The 13,570-nt window shown below is 65.3% G+C and carries 16 protein-coding genes; 5 read left to right on the top strand and 11 right to left on the bottom strand.

Features of this window, described 5'->3' with window-relative positions:
- The first annotated feature begins 57 nt into the window (after positions 1–57).
- Entirely contained in the window at positions 58–1,302 is a 1,245-nt protein-coding gene (locus E5673_RS16020) for a M20 family metallopeptidase (protein WP_136190774.1), read from the top strand.
- Between the two features lie 190 nt (positions 1,303–1,492).
- Here E5673_RS16020 and E5673_RS16015 read toward each other — a convergent pair whose 3' ends face one another.
- From E5673_RS16015 to E5673_RS16005, 3 genes are all read right to left on the bottom strand, one after another.
- Entirely contained in the window at positions 1,493–2,605 is a 1,113-nt protein-coding gene (locus E5673_RS16015) for a serine hydrolase (RefSeq protein ID WP_136190773.1), read from the bottom strand.
- 118 nt (positions 2,606–2,723) lie between these two features.
- Positions 2,724–4,301 (bottom strand): L-aspartate oxidase, encoded by a 1,578-nt coding sequence (gene nadB, locus E5673_RS16010; protein WP_136190772.1) that lies wholly within the window; start codon positions 4,299–4,301, stop codon positions 2,724–2,726.
- Positions 4,298–5,236, bottom strand: a complete 939-nt coding sequence (locus E5673_RS16005; RefSeq protein ID WP_136190771.1) for an ABC transporter ATP-binding protein — start codon at positions 5,234–5,236, stop codon at positions 4,298–4,300. Before E5673_RS16005 ends, nadB begins: the two co-directional genes overlap by 4 nt.
- A 274-nt stretch (positions 5,237–5,510) precedes the next feature.
- Here E5673_RS16005 and E5673_RS16000 point away from each other — a divergent pair, with 274 nt between their 5' ends.
- Both E5673_RS16000 and tldD read left to right on the top strand, forming a co-directional pair.
- The gene (locus tag E5673_RS16000) at positions 5,511–5,744 is read left to right on the top strand and encodes a zinc-finger domain-containing protein (protein ID WP_093398825.1); all 234 of its coding nucleotides are present in this window, start codon (positions 5,511–5,513) and stop codon (positions 5,742–5,744) included.
- Between the two features lie 18 nt (positions 5,745–5,762).
- A complete protein-coding gene (tldD, locus tag E5673_RS15995; protein ID WP_136190770.1) occupies positions 5,763–7,190 on the top strand; it encodes a metalloprotease TldD in 1,428 nt (475 codons plus the stop codon).
- Here the strand turns inward: tldD and E5673_RS15990 are convergent.
- Together E5673_RS15990 and E5673_RS15985 are read right to left on the bottom strand one after the other, a co-directional pair.
- Complete coding sequence (locus tag E5673_RS15990; protein WP_136190769.1) at positions 7,187–7,483, bottom strand: CcdB family protein; 297 nt, start codon at positions 7,481–7,483, stop codon at positions 7,187–7,189. The two genes, tldD and E5673_RS15990, sit on opposite strands and share 4 nt — an antisense overlap.
- A complete protein-coding gene (locus E5673_RS15985; RefSeq protein WP_136190768.1) occupies positions 7,484–7,729 on the bottom strand; it encodes a type II toxin-antitoxin system CcdA family antitoxin in 246 nt (81 codons plus the stop codon). It lies immediately after the preceding gene.
- A gap of 49 nt (positions 7,730–7,778) precedes the next feature.
- Here E5673_RS15985 and E5673_RS15980 point away from each other — a divergent pair, with 49 nt between their 5' ends.
- On the top strand, positions 7,779–8,339 hold the full coding sequence (locus tag E5673_RS15980; RefSeq protein ID WP_136190767.1) for a pyridoxamine 5'-phosphate oxidase family protein: 561 nt from the start codon (positions 7,779–7,781) through the stop codon (positions 8,337–8,339).
- The gene (locus E5673_RS15975; RefSeq protein ID WP_136190766.1) at positions 8,336–8,533 is read left to right on the top strand and encodes a DUF2007 domain-containing protein; all 198 of its coding nucleotides are present in this window, start codon (positions 8,336–8,338) and stop codon (positions 8,531–8,533) included. Before E5673_RS15980 ends, E5673_RS15975 begins: the two co-directional genes overlap by 4 nt.
- Positions 8,534–8,739: 206 nt before the next feature.
- Here the strand turns inward: E5673_RS15975 and E5673_RS15970 are convergent, their stop codons facing one another.
- The 6 genes from E5673_RS15970 to E5673_RS15945 form a co-directional block, all read right to left on the bottom strand.
- The gene (locus tag E5673_RS15970) at positions 8,740–10,068 is read right to left on the bottom strand and encodes a sorbosone dehydrogenase family protein (RefSeq protein WP_136190765.1); all 1,329 of its coding nucleotides are present in this window, start codon (positions 10,066–10,068) and stop codon (positions 8,740–8,742) included.
- A gap of 79 nt (positions 10,069–10,147) precedes the next feature.
- Positions 10,148–11,047, bottom strand: coding sequence for a hemolysin family protein (locus tag E5673_RS15965; protein ID WP_136190764.1), 900 nt, complete (start codon positions 11,045–11,047; stop codon positions 10,148–10,150).
- 8 nt (positions 11,048–11,055) lie between these two features.
- Positions 11,056–11,565 (bottom strand): rRNA maturation RNase YbeY, encoded by a 510-nt coding sequence (gene ybeY, locus E5673_RS15960; RefSeq protein WP_136190763.1) that lies wholly within the window; start codon positions 11,563–11,565, stop codon positions 11,056–11,058.
- A gap of 9 nt (positions 11,566–11,574) precedes the next feature.
- A complete protein-coding gene (locus E5673_RS15955) occupies positions 11,575–11,970 on the bottom strand; it encodes a type II toxin-antitoxin system VapC family toxin (RefSeq protein ID WP_136190762.1) in 396 nt (131 codons plus the stop codon).
- Positions 11,967–12,224 carry a type II toxin-antitoxin system VapB family antitoxin gene (locus E5673_RS15950; RefSeq protein WP_136190761.1) on the bottom strand — a complete coding sequence of 86 codons (258 nt, stop codon included), beginning with the start codon at positions 12,222–12,224 and terminating at the stop codon, positions 11,967–11,969. Before E5673_RS15950 ends, E5673_RS15955 begins: the two co-directional genes overlap by 4 nt.
- Before the next feature lie 48 nt (positions 12,225–12,272).
- Positions 12,273–13,277, bottom strand: a complete 1,005-nt coding sequence (locus E5673_RS15945) for a PhoH family protein (protein ID WP_056057614.1) — start codon at positions 13,275–13,277, stop codon at positions 12,273–12,275.
- Positions 13,278–13,570 lie beyond the last annotated feature (293 nt).

The raw sequence follows: 13,570 nt of genomic DNA, 5'->3' as shown, positions 1-13,570 counted from the left end.
TTTCCAATTGGGCCCCGGCCTTCGCCGGGGTGGAAGCCAGTTTTCAAGGAGTCAGACATGTCCCTCGATTTTGCATCAACCACCGACTGGGCCCCGACCGACTGGACCGCCGTAGGTGAAGACAGTCTCGACGACGCGATCACACTCCGCCGCGCGATCCACGCCGATCCCGAAGTCGGCCTCCACTGCCCACGCACCTCGGACAAGGTGAAGGCCGCGCTCGCCGGTCTCCCGTTGGAAATCCGAGAAGGGACCTCGACCACTGGCTTCGTCGCGATCCTGCGTGGCGGGCGCGGCGGTACGGCTGGCGGCAACGGGCGCACGGTACTGCTCCGCGGCGACATGGATGCGCTGCCTATGCAGGAGGAAACCGGTCTGCCGTTCGCCTCCAAGATCGACGGCGCGATGCACGCCTGCGGGCATGATTCGCATACCGCCATGCTCGTCGGCGCGGCCAAGGCGCTGTGCGCACGGCGGGACGAACTGCCTGGCACGGTCGTCTTCATGTTCCAGCCCGGCGAGGAGGGCCATCACGGCGCGCGCCACATGATCGCCGACGGCCTGCTCGACTCGCCGCTCCCCGAGGCGGGCTTCGCGCTCCACATCTCGCCGAACATGCCGATGGGGCATGTCGTCAGCCGCGCGGGCACGCTGATGGCGTCGACCGACACGCTTCGTGCGACGATCACCGGTCGCGGTGGCCATGCCGCGATGCCGCACGACTGCCTCGATCCGTTGCCGATCGCCTGCGAGATCGTTACCGCGCTCCAGACCTATGTTGCGCGGCAAGTGGCGGTCACCGATCCCGCGGTGCTGTCGATCACCAAGCTCAACGCCGGCAGCGCGCACAACGTCATCCCGTCGACTGTGGAGATGCTTGGCACGATGCGGACGCTGTCTGAGCGGACGCGCGAACAGGTCCGCGCGGCGTTTATCCGCATGGTCGAGGGCATCGCCGCCGCGCACGGCGCGGTTGGTGCGCCGACGATCGAGGAGGGCTATCCGGTCACGGTCAATGACGAGCGGGCGACCGACCTGATGAAGGCGTGTGCGACCGCGATCGGCGGCGAAGGCGCGTATCAGGTGATGCCGCCGATGATGGGCGCGGAGGACTTCTCGTACGTCCTCCAGAAGCTGCCCGGTGCGATGGCGTTCATCGGTGCCGCGCCCGAGGGTAGCGATCCGCGTACCAACCCGCCGCTCCACAACACGAAGATGACGATCGACGAGCGCGTGATGGCGCACGGGATCGCGATGCACTGCGCGGTGGCGGAGCGGTTTCTGGCGAACGGTTTCGACTGACCGGCGGTCGCTGCGGTCTGCGTGGAACGGCTGGACGTGGCGGTTTAGGGCGAGCCGCTCGCGGCTGGCCATCCCGCGCAGTCCCAAAGGTTACGATAAAGTCACACCAAGACAGTGTTCGAGGCTGCGTCCGAGCAGCGCACTGGCACCCGGTCTCGGCCACTCCATGCTGCACTGCAGCACGGGAACATCAGCCTCTTGGGCGCGTGGTGCCCGCGTAGTTGGCCACCGCCGCCGCGGCCGCCTGGATCAGTTTCTGGCGTTCGGGCATCGGCCGGATCGTGTCGCCGATCATCACTGCGATTCCATACCGACGTCCATCGGGGGCGGTGAGCAGACCGACGTCATTGAAGCCGGCGTTGCGGCGGCCGAGGTCCTGGCCGGTGCCAGTCTTGTGCGCGATCTCCCAGCCGCCCGGGAGCGCGGCGCGCAGACGAGCGCGGCCGGTGACCGAACGGCCCATCGTGTCGATGAGGATTTTAGTCGAGGTCTCCGACAACAGGTCGCCCTTCGCCAGCCGGGCGATCGCATCGGCGATCGCGATCGGCGCGGCGCCGTCGGGTGGATTGCGGACATACGCGTTCAGCGCAGCCTCGCGCACCGCGGGCGACAGCCGGTTGCGTGCCGTCATGAAGCCACCATTGACCGCGTAGGACGGCTGCCAGACCAGCCCCGCGGTGCCGCTCTGCAACAGCCGCTCGCCCGGCCCGAACCGGATCGCGCCGAGTTGTTTGCGTGCGATCATTGACCGTACCGCAGACGGCCCGCCGACACGTGTGAGCAACCGGTCGTTCGCGGTATTGTCGCTATGCGTCAGCGCGCGCGTCAGTAGCTCGCCGACCGTCGTCCGATAGCCGTCGCCCTTGACCAGCATCGCGATCGGCTGGTGGAACAGAGTCAGGTCCTGCGGCCGCACGAGGATCGGCTCGTCGAGGCGGATCTTGCCCTGGTCGCGCAGGTCCATCACGGTCATCGCGACCCAGAGCTTGCTGACCGATTGCTGCGGCAGCAACTGGCGCCCGCCGGCCTCGACCGTCCAGCCATCGTCGACCGCGCGTATCGCGATGCCAGCCTTGCCCTGGAACCCGCTCTGCAGTTCGGAGATCGCGTTGACGAGACCGGCGGGCGCGGGGCGCGGCGTACGCGGCAGGGGCGGCGGCACCGGGATCGACACGAACCCTTCGGACTGATGCACCGGGGAGACGGCGGGCGGGGTCGGCCGCGACGCCGATCCGCATCCGGCGAGCGCCGTGCCGAACAGGGCGGTTGCCAGAAGACGCTTGAACGCACTCGCCGATGTCATGATGGATTGAACGCCCTGCACTGAAGCATCGATCCTTATCCGTTGATCGGCCACGTGAAACTGCGGCAGCACGTCGCTGCGACGAAGCGCGCCGACGATGCGCCGAGCCGCCATCATCCTATGGAACGAGAACCGTATCGACCGCCTCGGGCATCGTCTCGGGGTAATCGAGCGTGAAATGCAGTCCGCGGCTCTCATGCCGGTGGAGCGCGCTACGCACGATCAGTTCGGCGGTCTGGAGCAGGTTGCGCAGTTCGATCAGGTCGGGGGTGACGCGGAAATGCTGGTAATATTCGGCGACCTCGTCGTTGAGCAGTTCGATGCGGTGCTTGGCGCGTTCGAGCCGCTTCGTCGTGCGGACGATGCCGACGTAATTCCACATGAAACGGCGGATTTCGGTCCAGGTCTGCTTGATAACGACCTCTTCGTCGGAATCGGTGACGCGGCTTTCGTCCCACGGGCGGATCGGCGGGGGCGGGGGGAGCGTATCCCACGTCGCTGCGATGCTGTCCGCCGCCGCTTCGCCGAACACGAAGCATTCGAGCAGTGAGTTGGACGCGAGGCGGTTGGCGCCGTGCAGGCCGGACTCGGTGCACTCGCCTGCCGCATACAGGCCCGGAAGATCGGTCTTGCCGTGTTCGTCGATGACGATGCCGCCGCACGTATAGTGCTGGGCGGGGACGACCGGGATCGGCTGCGTCGTCATGTCGATGCCGAGACCGAGCAGTTTCTCGTGGATGTTCGGGAAGTGGTGTCGGATGAATTCGGGCGGCATGTGGCTGATGTCGAGATGGACGTAATCGAGCCCGTAGCGCTTGATCTCGGCGTCGATGGCGCGCGCGACGATATCGCGGGGGGCGAGTTCCATCCGCGCGGGATCGTAATACGTCATGAAGCGCTTGCCGGTCGACGGATTGATCAACCGCCCGCCTTCGCCGCGTACCGCCTCGGTGATCAGGAAATTCTTGACCTCCAGATTGTAGAGGCAGGTCGGGTGGAACTGCATCATCTCCATGTTGGAGACGCGCGCGCCGGCACGCCATGCCATCGCGATGCCGTCGCCGGTCGCGCCGCGGGGGGCGGTCGAGAACAGGTACGTCCTGCCCGCGCCGCCGGTCGCGAGGATCGTCGCGCGCGCGGTGTAGAGGGCGACGCGCTCGGTCTTGCGGTCGACCGCGTAGACGCCCCAGACGTTGCCGGAGCCCGAATAGCGTTCCTCGTGGCGGCCAGTGGCGAGGTCGATCGCGATCTGGTCGGGGACGAGGGTGATGTTCGGATGCGCTTCGGCAGCCTTCTGCAACGCTTCCTGTACCGCCCAGCCGGTGGCGTCCGCAACGTGGACGATGCGGCGATGCGAATGGCCGCCTTCGCGGGTCAGGTGCAGCGCGTTGCCTTCGGTCTCGAACGGGACGCCGAGATGCGTGAGACGTTCGATCGCGGCGGGGGCGCCTTCGACGACCATCTCGACGATCGCGCGGTCGTTGAGCCCGGCGCCGGCAACCATCGTGTCCTCGACATGGTTCTCGAACGTGTCGCCGGGTTCGAGCACCGCGGCGATCCCGCCCTGCGCCCAGGCGGTCGAGCCTTCGTTGAGCGCGCCCTTCGCTAACACCGTGACCTTAAAGCGGTCGGCGAGGTTGAGCGCCGCGGTGAGACCTGCGGCGCCCGAGCCGACGATCAGGATGTCGCTCGTCATGCGTTGGCGGCGCGAGTCAGGCTGAGGAAGACGTCCTCGAGATCGGGTTCCTTGGTCGAGACGTCGACGATGCCGAAGCCGCTGCCTTGGATCGCGGCGAGGACTTCGCCGGCGTTCACGCGGTCTTTCTTGTAGGTGATTTCGAGGGTGCGCGTGCCCTTGAGCGCGATCTTCTGGAAGCAGGCGTTGGCGGGGATATCGGTCACGTCGCGATCGACGGTGACGGCGACGATCTTCTCCTGCGCCTTGCCGACCAGTTCGCGCGTCGGTTCGTTCGCGATGAGGCGGCCATTGTTGATGATCGCGATGCGGTCGCAGAGTTCTTCGGCTTCCTCGAGATAATGCGTGGTGAGGACGACCGTCACGCCGGCCTGGTTGAGGCTGCGGACATAGGTCCAGAGCTGTTGGCGCAGTTCGATGTCGACGCCTGCGGTCGGCTCGTCGAGGACGAGGACGGGGGGCGAGTGGACCATCGCTTTCGCCACCATCAGGCGACGCTTCATGCCGCCCGACAGCGTGCGGGCGTAGGCGTGCGCCTTGTCCTCGAGATGGACCGCGCGGAGCAACTCCATGGTGCGGCGCTTTGCCTTGGGGACGCCGTAGAGGCCGGCCTGGATCTCGAGCGTCTCGAACGGCGAGAAGAACGGGTCGAACAGGATCTCCTGGTTGACGATCCCGATCGACGCCTTGGCGTTGCGCGGGTGCTCGTCGATGTCGAACCCCCAGATCGCGGCGCTGCCGTCGGTCTTGTTGACCAGCCCGGCGAGGATATTGATGAGCGTCGACTTGCCTGCGCCGTTGGGGCCGAGCAGACCGAAGATCTGGCCCCGAGGGACGTCGAACGTCACGTCGTCTAGCGCGCGCTTGGGCGGCGCGGTGCCGACGGGCGCGTAGGTCTTGCTGAGGTTTTTGATTGCGATCGCAGCTTCGGTCATGGCCGCGGCATAGCGGGGCCGGCGGGGCTGGTCATCCCCTCGGGCGTTGCAAAGGAGTTTTGTTCACGCGGAGGCGCGGAGACGCGGAGGTGTTGCCTTTGTCGCGTAGCGATCGTTCAATCATCTACCTACGGAACAGATCATGCGGTCTCCCGACCGACAGGCTGGAAGCAACACCTCCGCGTCTCCGCGTCTCCGCGTGAACCCATTCTTCCTTCTCGCCTGCGCGGAAGAACCAATTGCCCGGCTCGCCCGCGCTTGCTATCGCCCCTGCATGCATCCGCCGCTCGAAACCACCCGCGTCACCCACGCCCGCGTCGCCTGCGACGGCGCCACCGACATTCCCGGCGGCGCAGCGCTCGGCCACCCGCGCGTCTGGTTGCAGATCGACGAGACGGGATACGTCGATTGCGGCTATTGCGACCGCCGCTTCATCCTGGTCGGCGGCGCCGCCGATGGCGCGGACCAGGCGACTTTGCGCGATCACGGGGATGGCGCAGGGCGCTAAGCCTCTTATATCTATCGGATGACGATAGCAGCAGACCCCCGTTCGTTCCTCTACCGCGATACCCTGGACCCCGAACAGGCGCAGGCGCTGACCGCAAAGGCGCTCGGCAAGGCCGATGACGGCGAGCTGTATCTCCAGTACCGCAAGGCCGAGGCGTTCGGCTTCGACGATGGTCGGCTGAAGACCGCCTCCTACGACACCAGCTCTGGGTTCGGCCTGCGCGCGGTGTCGGGCGAAATGACCGCGTTCGCGCATTCGAACGAGATGACCCCCGCCGCGATCCGTCGCGCCGCAGAGACGATGGCACTGATCGAACCCGGTGTGGCCGAGAAGGCCGGCCCGCCGCAGGGCACGAACCAGCGTCGCTACACCGCTGCCGATCCGCTCGACCTCGTGCCGTTCGCTGACAAGGTGAACCTGTGCCAGACGATCGATGCCGCCGCGCGCGCGCGCGATCCTCGCGTCGCGCAGGTATCTGTCAGCCTGTCGGGAACGTGGTCCGTCGTTGAGATCGTCCGCGCGGACGGCTTCGTTGCGACCGATGTCCGGCCGCTGGTCCGGCTCAACGTGTCGATCGTCGCCGAGCAGAACGGGCGCCGCGAGACGGGCAGCTACGGGATCGGAGGCCGCTATCTCTACAACGACCTGTTCGAGCCTGCGACGTACAACCGCGCGATCGACGAGGCGTTGTCGCAGGCGCTGGTCAACCTCGACTCGATCGCGGCACCGGCGGGCGAGATGACCGTGTTGCTCGGCAATGGCTGGCCCGGCATTCTGCTGCATGAGGCGATCGGTCACGGCCTCGAGGGCGATTTCAACCGCAAGGGCACGTCGGCATTCTCCGGCCGGATCGGCGAGCGTGTGGCGGCCGAAGGCGTGACGGTGGTAGACGACGGCTCGCTTCAAGATCGCCGCGGGTCGCTGACAATCGACGACGAGGGCACGCCGACGCGCGAGACCGTGCTGATCGAGGACGGCATCCTCAAGGGCTATATGCAGGACCGGCTCAACGCGCGGCTGATGGGCGTCGAGGCCACCGGCAACGGGCGGCGCGAGAGTTATGCACACGCGCCGATGCCACGGATGACCAACACCTTCATGAAGGCCGGCAACGACGATCCGGCCGAGCTTTTGTCGCGCGTGAAGAAGGGCATCTTCGCAAAGGCGTTCGGTGGCGGGCAGGTCGATATCGTGTCGGGCAAGTTCGTGTTCAGCTGCACCGAGGCGTATCTGATCGAGGACGGCAAGCTGGGCGCACCGATCAAGGGCGCGACGCTGATCGGCGACGGTCCGAGTTCGCTGACCAAGGTGCGCGGCATCGGCAACGACTTCGCGCTCGACGAGGGCATCGGGATTTGCGGCAAGGGCGGGCAGTCGGTGCCGGCTGGCGTCGGGCAGCCGACGTTGCTGGTCGATGGGCTTACAGTCGGTGGGACGGCGGCTTAAAGTCCGCCAACGACCATGTCGATTGCAGCCGTCAGATCATATTCGTAGTCGGCAAGCGAACCGATCTTTTCACCGAGTTGCCGGCTGTCGACGGCGCGTAGAAACTGGACGGCGACCCGATATTCCGTCTGATGCACTGTCACGAGTGGATTGAGCCTGGACTGCGAAACCGACGGTTCGTCAGGCTGGCGTAATGGGGCAACGACCCGCGAGCGCAAGTCGCTCAAAAGATCGCTTTGGCAATTCACGACAAGCCCGTGTCCGTCGATCGAATGGACGTCGAATTGCGCCATTCAGAGCGGCTCAAGGCCGGAAAGCGGAATTCCGTTCTCATCGATCCATCGATTCTGTGCTTCGATCCACTGTCGATTCTCTTGCTTCCAGCGTCGTTCGCGCTCGGTCTTGATTGCGCCGCGAAGTGCGGCTTCCGTGACGCGCGACAGGTTGACGCCCGCTTCCTTGGCAGCTGCGACAATGCCGGTGTCAACGGACATATTTACCGATTTGCGCTTGCCGGTAGCGATAGGATCATGTTTCATGCGCACAAAGTATGCGCGTTGACGACGCGCGTCAATTCGGAGACGAACGATGGACTTCTTCCCCGCGCTCACCGACGATCATCGCGCGTTCGTGATGCGGCAACCGGTGTTCTTCGTTGCGACAGCCGCGGAAGGCGCGCGGATCAATCTCAGTCCGAAGGGCATGGACAGTTTTCGCGTACTCGATCCGAAGACGGTCGCGTATCTCGATGTCGGTGGGTCGGGGAACGAGACGAACGCGCATCTGGGCGTCGATGGTCGCATCACGATCATGTTCTGCGCGTTCGACCAACCGGCGCTGATTTTCCGCATTTACGGCAAAGGCCGTGCGGTGTTGCCGCAGGATGATGGCTGGGCTGACCTTTACGCGCAGTTCACGCCGTTGCCGGGCACGCGGCAGATCTTCGTGATCGCGGTCGACGAGGTGCAGACGAGTTGCGGCTGGGGCGTGCCGTTCATGACGCTGGACCGCGAGCGGCAGACCTTGTCGAAGTATCACGCGAAGCAGACCGACGCCGAGCGGATCGAGCAACTGGGCGGGCCGACCGAGAGCATCGACGGGTTGCCGGTGCGGCTCGGCACTATCCTGCCGGAGCGCGTCGGCGCATGAGCCTGGTCGAACTCGGGCGGTACGGCCGGAACGAGGCGCATATCATCGTCGGGCGGCTGGAGAGCGAAGGCATTCCGGCGGTTGCGTTCGATGGCGGGATGTCGATCCTGGAGGGGAGCTGGTTGTTGATTCCGGTCCGTGTGATGGTCGACGAGGATGACCTGGACGAGGCCCGGGGGATTTTGGCGGCGTGAGCGGGTGCATCAGATGATGACGGATTGAACAAAATCAGGTCAACACATCGCCGCTCGTTAACGACCGGCGATATCCGTCGTGCCGGGCTTGGTCAGGCATCCACGGTTCGGCAAGCTACATGGGTTCGCGTGCGCGGAACGGTGGACCCCGGAACGCGTCCGGGGTGACGGGAAAAGGGGCGAAACCTTTGCCCGCCCCATTCGCATCAGCCCCCGGCGGTGACCCGCCAGATCGCGTTGCCGACGTCGTCCGCTACCAGCAACCCACCGGTCTTGTCGGTGACGACGCCGACCGGGCGACCCTGCGCATCGCCGTCCTTGTTCAGGAACCCGCCGAGCACATCGACCGGCTTCGCGTTCGCCGCCGGGAAGCCGGTGTCGCCGAAGGGCACGTAGACGACCTTGTACCCCGACACCGGCTTGCGGTTCCACGAGCCGTGCTCGCCCACGAACGCGCCGTTGGCGAACTTCGCGCCGAGCTTCGCGTCCGCCGAGAAGGTCAGGCCGAGGGCTGCGACGTGCGGTCCGAGTGCGTAGTCGGGGCGCTTGGCGTATTGCTGTAGCGCAAGATTCTTTGGTTCGACGCGGCTGTCGGGATAGCCGCCCCAATAATACCAGGGCCAGCCGAAATGATCGCCGAACTCGACCTGCGTCAGATAGTCCGGCGCGAGATCGGAGCCGAGCATGTCGCGCTCGTTGACGACGGTCCACAGGCCGCCGGACTTGGGGTTGATCGCCATGCCGTTGGGGTTGCGCAGGCCGGCCGCGTAGATCCGCCAGTTCTTGTCCTTTGGCCAGACCTGCAGGATGTTGGCGCGGTATTTCTCGGCGTCCATGCCGTTCTCGGCGATGTTCGACGACGACCCGACGCCGACGTAAAGCGTCTTGCCGTCCGCGGCGGCAATGACGTTGCGCGCCCAGTGATTGCCGCCGGGGTTGAGCTTGATAACGAGCTCCGGCTTGGCGGTGATCTTGGTCGCGCCATCGGTGTACGGCACGCGGACGAGCGCGTCGGTGTTGCCGATGTATAGTTGGCCGTCGAGCAGCGTCATGCCGAACGGCGAGTTGAGACCGGTCATGAACACCGACTTGGTCTCAGCCACGCCGTCGCCGTTCGCGTCGCGAAGCAGCGTGATGCGGTTGGCCGACGGCGTGCCGGCGCCGGCGCGGCCCATAAGGGTCTTCATCACCCAGCCGGTGATCCCGCCGCCCTCGCGCGGGGGCGAGTTCGTCTCGGCAACCAGTACGTCGCCGTTGGGGAGGCGGTACATCCAGCGCGGGTGGTCGAGCCCGGTCGCGAACGGCTGGACCTTGAGGCCCGCGGCAGGCGTCGGCATCGCGCCGTTCTGCCAGCCGACGACCTTCGCGACCTTGACGGTCGGGATCGTCTGGATGCGCGGATCGGTAATCTTGGGCAGCTTGCCGGCGACCTGGTCGACCGACAATTCCGCCGTGTCGGGCCAGGCGAGATAGGTGACGCCCGCGGCGATCACGAGCAGGATCAGCCCAAGGACGATGAGGATATGTTTGCGCATGAAGGGAAGTTAGAACGGCGGCAGGGCCGGGGCAATGGATCATGGGCAAAAGGCCCGTCGATCCATTGCGCAGGCTGTGTCAGTCGTCGTCCTCGACCGGCACCACCGGCGGATGCAGGCGCAACCGGTTGATACGGCGTTCGTCGGCGTCGATGATCTCAAGCTTCCACCCGCTCGGATGGTCGACGCATTCGCCGATCTGCGGGACATGCCCCGCGAGCAGCGCCGCCAGCCCGCCCAGCGTGTCGATATCGCCGTCGACCTCCGCCAGACGCGGATCGATCAGTTCGGCGGCATCCTCGAGTTCGGCGCGCGCATCCGCGTCCCAGGCGCCGTCTTCGATCGGCGTCATCAGCACCTGCGGCGCCTCGTCATGCTCGTCCTCGACTTCGCCGACGATCTCCTCGATCAGGTCCTCGAACGTCACGAGGCCCTCGGTGCCGGAATATTCGTCGAGCACGATCGTCAGGTGGACGTGCTTCTGCCGCATGTCCGCGAGCAGATCGAGCGCCCCGCGCGACATTGGCGCGTAGAGCGGCTCACGGATCAGCCCGGCGATCGACGTCGGATGCTCGGCGCCGGTCGCGAGGATGTTGAAGACGTCCTTGATGTGGACCATGCCGATGATCGTATCGAGGTTGTCGCGGTAGACCGGCAGGCGGCTATGGCCCGCTTCGGCGAACAGCTTGACGAGATCGGCGAACGGCGTGTCTTCCTCGACCGCGATGATGTCCGCACGCGGCACGCCGACGTCGCCCGCGTCGCGCTCGCTGAAATGCAGCAGGTTGCGGACCATCTGGCGCTCGAGCGGGGTGAGATCGCCCTTTGCATCGGGGGCGGGATCGCCCTCGTGCCGGTCGATCGCATCCTCGAGCTGGTCGCGAAGGGATTCGTCTTGAGCACCGAAGATCAGGCCCTTGAGCCCGCGCCAGATACTGTCGCTACTATCGCCGTTACCGGCATTGGGGCCATCGGCCATCGTGGTCGTCAGTCCTCTGTTATCAGGTAAGGGTCGTGGAGGCCCAAGGCGGCGAGCGTGTCGCGTTCGATCTGCTCCATGCCCTCGGCCTCGTCGTCGTCGATATGGTCATAGCCTAGCAGATGCAGCGTGCCGTGCACCATCAGATGCATCGCATGATCCTCGACCGAGATACCGCGCTCGGCCGCTTCCGCGACGCAGACGCCGTGCGCGAGGATGATGTCGCCGAGCAGCACTTCGCCATCGTCCGAATTCTGGCTGACCGTGGCGAGCAGGTCGGGCTGAACCATCGGGAAGGACAGGACGTTGGTCGGCTTGTCCTTCTGGCGGTACTGCTTGTTAAGGGTGTGGACCTCCTCGTCGGAGGCGAGGCGGATCGAGATCTCGACCGTCGCGGCGCTGGTCAGCAGCTCGCCGTGCGGGGTCCGCTGGATCGCTGCCGTTGCCGCACGCAGGGCGAGGGCGTCCCAATCCTGCTCAGGCCAAGGGGCGTCGGAGGAAAGTGCGATTTCGAGCATGCAGGTCCTTCAGGCGAGATCGGTCAGGGCGAAATCATTACCCTTGTAGAGAAGTTCCGCGCCATGGGTTTTCGCACACGCATAGGCAAAACAATCGCCCATGTTGAGCTTGGCGGGGTGGCGGCCCTTGCCGTAGATTTGATAGGCGTCGAGGGCCGTAGATAATTCGCTCTCTCCAATTGCGATAAGGCGAAGAGCCAACACCCGAGCAGTGTTTTCCACTTCACCGCGAGCCTCATCGATATCAAACCGATAGGAGCTACGAAGAGCGGACACCGTCTCCCAGCATGACATCGCCGACCACAAGGCATTTCCGTCATGTTCGACACGGGTGATGAAAGCGTCGCGCTCCGATTCACCTGTAATCATCGCTACAAGCGCGGATGCATCGACGAACAGGGTCAATCCGGTTCCTCGCCCCATAATTCGTCGAAAAAGGCCTTATCGGCTTTAAGGCCAGTCGGCTCACCTAGAGGGTGAGCCTTGCGCCATGCATCCAGGCGTTCGCGCATGCTCGGCACCGAAACCGACGGCGTCAACTCTGCCTTATGGCGACGCAGCAGATCACGAACGACCTCGGTCTTGGTGACACCCAGACGCGCCGCAAGCTCAGCGGCGAGTTCGGCGGTTTCGTTGTCCTTGATGTAGAGAGAGGCCATCGTCATCCTCCTGGGATATCCCGAAGATACTCCGGGATATCCCGAGCATCAACCATCGGTTCCTTCGTATGCCTCGACGACGCGGCCGACGATCGGGTGGCGGACGACGTCGCCGACGGTGAAGCGGCACATCGAAATGCTCTCGACGCCTTCGAGCCGCCGGACTGCATCTGCCAAGCCGGACGCTGCGACACCGCCGGGGATGTCGACCTGCTTGGGATCGCCGCAGATCACCATGCGGCTGTTCTGGCCGAAGCGGGTGAGGAACATCTTCATCTGCGCAGGCGTCGTGTTCTGCGCTTCGTCGAGGATGACGAAGGCATCCGCAAGCGTGCGGCCGCGCATGAAGGCGATCGGGGCGACCTCGATCTCGCCGCTCGCGATGCGGCGTTCGACCTGCTCGGCGGGGAGGCAGTCGTAGAGCGCATCGTAGAGCGGGCGGAGATACGGATCGACCTTCTCCTTCATGTCGCCGGGGAGGAAGCCGAGGCGTTCGCCGGCTTCGACTGCGGGACGTGACAGGATGAGACGCTGGACGCTGCCGTTGATGAGCTGCTGCACGGCTTGCGCGACCGCGACGTAAGTCTTGCCCGTACCTGCCGGCCCGAGCGCGAAGATCATGTCGTTGTTGGCGAGCTCGCGCATATAGTGCGCCTGCGCCGGCGTGCGCGGCACGATAGTCTTTTTCCGGGTGCGGATCATAATCGGCGGCGCACCGCCGCCACCCGCATCGGCGCGGATGATGCCTTCGAGAACGGGTTCGTCCGCCATCGCTATCGACGCGTCGACCAGGCCGGCATCGACGTCCTCGCCGCGCTGGATACGGGCGTAGAGATCGTGGAGCACGTCGCGGGCCTTGGCGACCTGTTCGGCGGTGCCCTCCAGGCCGATCTTGTTCCCTCGTGCGGTGATGTAGACGCCGAGCCGGTTTTCGAGCGCTACCAGATTCTGGTCGTACTGGCCGAAGAGCCGGACGAGCAATTGGGGCTTGTCGAACAGCAGCTCGACTCGGGCGCGGTCACCGGACTGGGCGGGAACGGGTTTACGGCTCATACGGTCCTTTCAGGGTGTCAAAGGTTACGCCTAGAAGCGTCGAACCGTAACCTTTGAAAGGAAGATGAGCACGCCAAGCGACGCGTTCAAGCCGCGCGGGAGCGCTGGCCGAGAGATGGTTCGAGTCGCGTGGGCGAAGCTGCATCGGGGGTGAGTGTGACAGGCGATCCGGATGTAGGACAGCGAAATCGCGGGGGGTGGTTTCGAGAGCCGCGCGTATCGTTCTGACGCCTCAGGGACGCCGTTGCGATCCTCCCCCGCCAGGGGGAGGTGTCGCCGCAGGTGACGGAGGG

Source organism: Sphingomonas sp. PAMC26645, from assembly GCF_004795835.1.
Classification (GTDB): domain Bacteria; phylum Pseudomonadota; class Alphaproteobacteria; order Sphingomonadales; family Sphingomonadaceae; genus Sphingomonas.
This window is presented reverse-complemented; position numbering and strand designations above follow the sequence as displayed.

Bases quoted from the DNA above. Each gene is read 5' to 3' on its own strand.
- E5673_RS15990 (WP_136190769.1), bottom strand. From the start codon at position 7,483: ATGGCGCAATTCGACGTCCATTCGATCGACGGACACGGGCTTGTCGTG.
- nadB (WP_136190772.1), bottom strand. From the start codon at position 4,301: ATGACGAGCGACATCCTGATCGTCGGCTCGGGCGCCGCAGGTCTCACC.
- tldD (WP_136190770.1), top strand. From the start codon at position 5,763: ATGACGATAGCAGCAGACCCCCGTTCGTTCCTCTACCGCGATACCCTG.
- E5673_RS15975 (WP_136190766.1), top strand. From the start codon at position 8,336: ATGAGCCTGGTCGAACTCGGGCGGTACGGCCGGAACGAGGCGCATATC.
- E5673_RS16005 (WP_136190771.1), bottom strand. From the start codon at position 5,236: ATGACCGAAGCTGCGATCGCAATCAAAAACCTCAGCAAGACCTACGCG.
- E5673_RS16000 (WP_093398825.1), top strand. From the start codon at position 5,511: ATGCATCCGCCGCTCGAAACCACCCGCGTCACCCACGCCCGCGTCGCC.
- E5673_RS15985 (WP_136190768.1), bottom strand. From the start codon at position 7,729: ATGAAACATGATCCTATCGCTACCGGCAAGCGCAAATCGGTAAATATG.
- E5673_RS15970 (WP_136190765.1), bottom strand. From the start codon at position 10,068: ATGCGCAAACATATCCTCATCGTCCTTGGGCTGATCCTGCTCGTGATC.
- E5673_RS15950 (WP_136190761.1), bottom strand. From the start codon at position 12,224: ATGGCCTCTCTCTACATCAAGGACAACGAAACCGCCGAACTCGCCGCT.
- E5673_RS16015 (WP_136190773.1), bottom strand. From the start codon at position 2,605: ATGACATCGGCGAGTGCGTTCAAGCGTCTTCTGGCAACCGCCCTGTTC.
- E5673_RS15945 (WP_056057614.1), bottom strand. From the start codon at position 13,277: ATGAGCCGTAAACCCGTTCCCGCCCAGTCCGGTGACCGCGCCCGAGTC.
- E5673_RS16020 (WP_136190774.1), top strand. From the start codon at position 58: ATGTCCCTCGATTTTGCATCAACCACCGACTGGGCCCCGACCGACTGG.
- ybeY (WP_136190763.1), bottom strand. From the start codon at position 11,565: ATGCTCGAAATCGCACTTTCCTCCGACGCCCCTTGGCCTGAGCAGGAT.
- E5673_RS15980 (WP_136190767.1), top strand. From the start codon at position 7,779: ATGGACTTCTTCCCCGCGCTCACCGACGATCATCGCGCGTTCGTGATG.
- E5673_RS15965 (WP_136190764.1), bottom strand. From the start codon at position 11,047: ATGGCCGATGGCCCCAATGCCGGTAACGGCGATAGTAGCGACAGTATC.